The 4,307-nt window shown below is 37.2% G+C and carries 4 protein-coding genes; all 4 read left to right on the top strand.

The window, feature by feature from the left end; all coding sequences use genetic code 11:
• Positions 1–309 precede the first annotated feature (309 nt).
• Positions 310–732, top strand: a complete 423-nt coding sequence (locus RHOW815_RS07070) for a hypothetical protein (protein ID WP_215217616.1) — start codon at positions 310–312, stop codon at positions 730–732.
• 428 nt (positions 733–1,160) lie between these two features.
• Complete coding sequence (locus tag RHOW815_RS07065; protein WP_215217615.1) at positions 1,161–1,619, top strand: hypothetical protein; 459 nt, start codon at positions 1,161–1,163, stop codon at positions 1,617–1,619.
• Positions 1,620–1,738: 119 nt separating this feature from the next.
• Positions 1,739–2,092 (top strand): DUF807 family protein, encoded by a 354-nt coding sequence (locus RHOW815_RS07060; RefSeq protein ID WP_215217614.1) that lies wholly within the window; start codon positions 1,739–1,741, stop codon positions 2,090–2,092.
• 136 nt (positions 2,093–2,228) lie between these two features.
• Positions 2,229–4,307: M60 family metallopeptidase (locus RHOW815_RS07055; protein ID WP_215217613.1), on the top strand; the 2,079-nt coding region annotated here is incomplete at its 3' end.

Raw genomic sequence — 4,307 nt, 5'->3', positions numbered from 1 at the left:
TATATTGGAACGGACTATTAATGTTTGGACTACTGGGATATTGGATGAATTTCTTAAGTCGGCAAGTATCTTTAAAACAGTAAATTTAATTCAAGATAGGTTCATATAAAATATATGAATCAAAATTTTTAGTTTAAGTAAAAAGAGAAAATAGACTCTCTGCAAAAACTAAAAAAAGTTATACTGAGCTTTGTCAATGTCAATAGCTATCGATATGATGAGGAGAGCACGAAGTGCTAAGTCAAAATGAAGTGACAAACAAAATCTTTGTTAGTTGCTAGGGATAGAATTTTTTTAAGGAGGTATGATATGAGCATGAAACGGGTAGTTCACTTTGAATTTGATATTCCTACGCCAATAGCTGGAGTGCCTAAAAATATTTTTGCATCCGAGTTTTCTGATCAGAACATGAATCGCAACCATGTCTTAGCTGCAAGCGCAATTGCTGGGACTTTCACACTGAGCTTTTTAACAAAAGGAAACGCAGATGAGGTGATTGAAAAGGCTTGCTTAAAGTCACAGACGGTTTCAGCAAAAGCTGCTGCTGCGGGAGGTTGGTCGATAGTATTACCTTATCAAACTACCTATTGGTCCTACCAGGCACAGAACTCGGATGGTTACTCCTATTTATTTACATTCCCATTGGTTTTATTCAATGCAGCTAATGTGCAAGCGGATGTTCCAGCTGGTGGAATAATAATAAATATGGATTTCGAGATTTCTTTAGTTTAATTACATAATCTAGCTATATACGCATATTCACCTTAATTAAGGTATATAAATAGTTATAAAAGAAAAGTTGTTTTTAAATTTCTTTTATCATCTTAAAAAGCGTGCTGTTTTTAAAATAATCAAGGAAGGGATTCCCCAATGTACTGTATCAATTTTGAGATGTTTTAGGATGTAGGTGATTAATTCATGAGAAAATAGACCTTCTGCGAAAGCCAAAGAATGCAAAAAAGAAGCCATCAAATAGAGTTTGATTTTTTTGAATTTCTTCAGGAATTAAAATTCATGGCGCATCAGTTGTGAGGTGAATGCAACCTAGTGTTCTTTTGAGAAATGAACATAAAGCCTTAGTAACCTGCATTTTTTTTAATAGGCTTTTTTCAGAAGATATTAAGTAACATCTGGGAAAATGTTCCCTTAAGGAATGATATATGGAAGTTATCAAAATTGCTTTTGTTCCATCTACAACAGGAATAAATGTGCCCTGTCGATTGGTAAATTATAATGATAAATCTCGAAATACGCAGATAACACGTAACAACACAGGTCGGTACACCGCCAGCTTTCTTACAAAAGCTGATATTGATGAAACAGAAGCGGCGTATCCTGTTATTAACGTGACTTGTCAAGGTCCGGAAAATTCGGGTACTGTAGTCAATGTCCTCAATCCCACTGCTAAATATCAACCTAAAAACAAAGAAGGTTACAATTATCTTGTGAGATTTCAAATTGAGACTAAGAACGTAGTTAATTCAGTAACTTTACCAATTGCACTTTTAACTCTATTAGGGTTCACATTTAATGTGACACAATTTGTAGATAGATCAGTAGTCATGTTGAGTTGTGAATTACACTGCTGGAATCAAAAGTATGCTTGTGAATGTGGGTAACGTGCTTATTTGTGCAGGGAATTTTATGATTTAGGGATTAATTCACGAAGATAGAAAAAACCAACAGTTGGTAGTTGCAGTTTTATAATTATTGTTTGAATTATTAAGGAAATGAGAACATGTTAAATGTTTATTTTGCATTTGAAGGTCCTACAGCTAAGGTTTTGAGTTATTTTGGTAACACGGAAAAAGCCATTGAAAATCTGAGTGTAAATCGAACAGCTGCAGGCAAATATACGTGCGTCTTCTTAACAGGCCGTCGGGTTAATCAGAATCAACAACCTATTGTTCAGGGAACCTCGAATGGTCGCACAGAGACCGTAGGGATATGTAATATCATCCGTACAAACATTGTATTTTTCCCGAACTATGGTGCCTATCCCTATCAGATTACAATAGATATAGAATCTTATGGTGGTGCTGCTGATCCAGATATCATAATGGTTGCATACTCACAGTCAGAGTGCATCTAACAAAGAAATGTAAAAAAACATGGCAAGCAAAAGTTCAAAATATAAAGTTTTCTTCATCTGCACCGGGTTATTTTGGCGATATTAATAAGATATGGTTTTTTCAACCGATAACAATTGATACACATGGATAGGTGTTATGCCTAACGAAAGTAAAATCTATGAATCAACTTGGATAGAGGAAGATATAGCTAACTCCGTCAATAGAGATAATTTTGTTATAGACGACCGTGAATTTTTCAAAAATTATCTAAACAGACAGTCAGAATATGAAGAATCGGAATATGAGGAATTTTCAACTACTACACATGTAGCCACTTCAAATGAAAGTATACAACGCTATGAGTCCCAATTCATCGAAGAAAAGCAGTCTTCTGACAAAACAATAAACTTACGCTCACAAGCTCTAGAAGCTTATTGGTGGGCTTCTTATAAAAACCGTCAGGGATTTAAAGAAGCTTTAAGTCAGTTTGATTTGACGCCAGAGCTTTTAGATAAAGATCCCACAGCCGCTATAAACCGATCAAACAACCCCAATGACCCGCTTTATTGGTTAAAACGCAACCTGGAAACTTATTTCGATAGAGAAAATAATCGCTATTTCATTCCGGTAACAGAGTATGGAGGGGCAGGAAGTGATGATAGAATTGTCCCTACCCATGATAAAACCCGTATGGCCTTTGACCTTTCTACCCGCCGAACGAGTTACTTCCCCACGGATATTTTCATGGAGCCTGGAGATGAAATTGCTATTACAGTGGATGCTCTGGATAACCCTCAAACGAATTGTTTCACTGTTACGGGAACTTACTATCCTTATATAGAATTAAACTCGATGGCATTGGTCGAGCATCAAACGGTTATTTATACAGCTACGACATCAGGCCCGCTTATGCTAGCCTGCATTAATAATAACCGAGATATGAAAAGTTGGGGAAAAAGGATTAAGATTACAGCTGTACCTAAGAATGAAACGAAGAAAGTTCCCATCTTTGTTTTTGGACTAAACTCGCAAAAAGAGTGGCGAGAAAACATCAGTCAGAATCCTAACTCACTTAATCAAGTGATGATGATGAGTGGCCGCGATAGAATATATATTTTAGGAGATGTAGCTAAAAAACTTCCTCTAAATATCGGTAAATTGCTATCAGAATATTTACTTATCAGTACAGCTTATGACAAATTGAATGGCTTTGACAGTTCAAAAGCCTTCCATTTTCCAACGCAAAATTTACAAGTTGTAACCTTTGAACGTGGTGACTATGTCACCGCTAATGTGGTGGCTGTGTGCAATGACCCAAACAGAAGAAAGTCAAGAACTGAGTTTGTTGATTGGCATGAGTTAGGCCATGCACATACCATGGGATGGTCTTGGGGATCTGAATCAGAAGTTACTGCCAATATTTATGAAATGGTGGCCGAGCGCCTTTTTAAAGGGAAACAAGATAAATTTGGGAGTTATGAGATTAGCCGAGCTTCCATTTTTAGACTCGATGATCCAGAGTATGGAAATGATAGATTTTGGGATCCAAAATCAGTGCCGAATTTTATCAATGCTAAGGTTGACCCTTCTGTTCTTCAAGGTGGTTTTGATGCTATGTCGTCTAAAACTTATGATTTCAGGACATCAATTGAAAAGCCAGGGCATGTAAACAATGAGTTCATACGGCTACTAATGTTTTTGCAGTTGTTGTTTAGTTATGGAGATGATTTTTACGCCAAGCTCGGCAAAGCTTACAGAGAAGCTTGGAATTACGGAGATAGTGGGAATCTATTCGATACGAATCAGAAGGATAAAGACTGGTTTGTATTAAATGCAAGTCGCGCATCAGGTCGAGATTTGAGGGAGTTTTTTGATCTTTGGGGTTTAGGCTATAGCCAGAATGTTCGAGATGCAATTGGAGCGATGAAACTACCTTCACCCTTAGATGACAAGGTGATCGTAGGAGGATCAGGTACAGATACAGGCTATGGAGGATCCGAGGGAACCATCACAGTCGATAAAAGCTATGGAGTAACCTCTGTAGCCTATACACGCTCTGGAAGAACCATCAAAGTCTATGAATACTCTGATGGAGACATCATGGTCTATGAAGAACCTGAAGGCATCAAATCATACTATAAACCCTCTCAAGGAACAATCCCAGGCTCTGGGGGAACCATCACAGTCGATAAACGCGGTGGAACAACCAATATAGTTTATAAACGCTCTGGAAAA

The sequence above is a fragment of the Candidatus Rhabdochlamydia sp. W815 genome (assembly GCF_018642185.1).
Taxonomy (GTDB): domain Bacteria; phylum Chlamydiota; class Chlamydiia; order Chlamydiales; family Rhabdochlamydiaceae; genus Rhabdochlamydia; species Rhabdochlamydia oedothoracis.
This window is presented reverse-complemented; position numbering and strand designations above follow the sequence as displayed.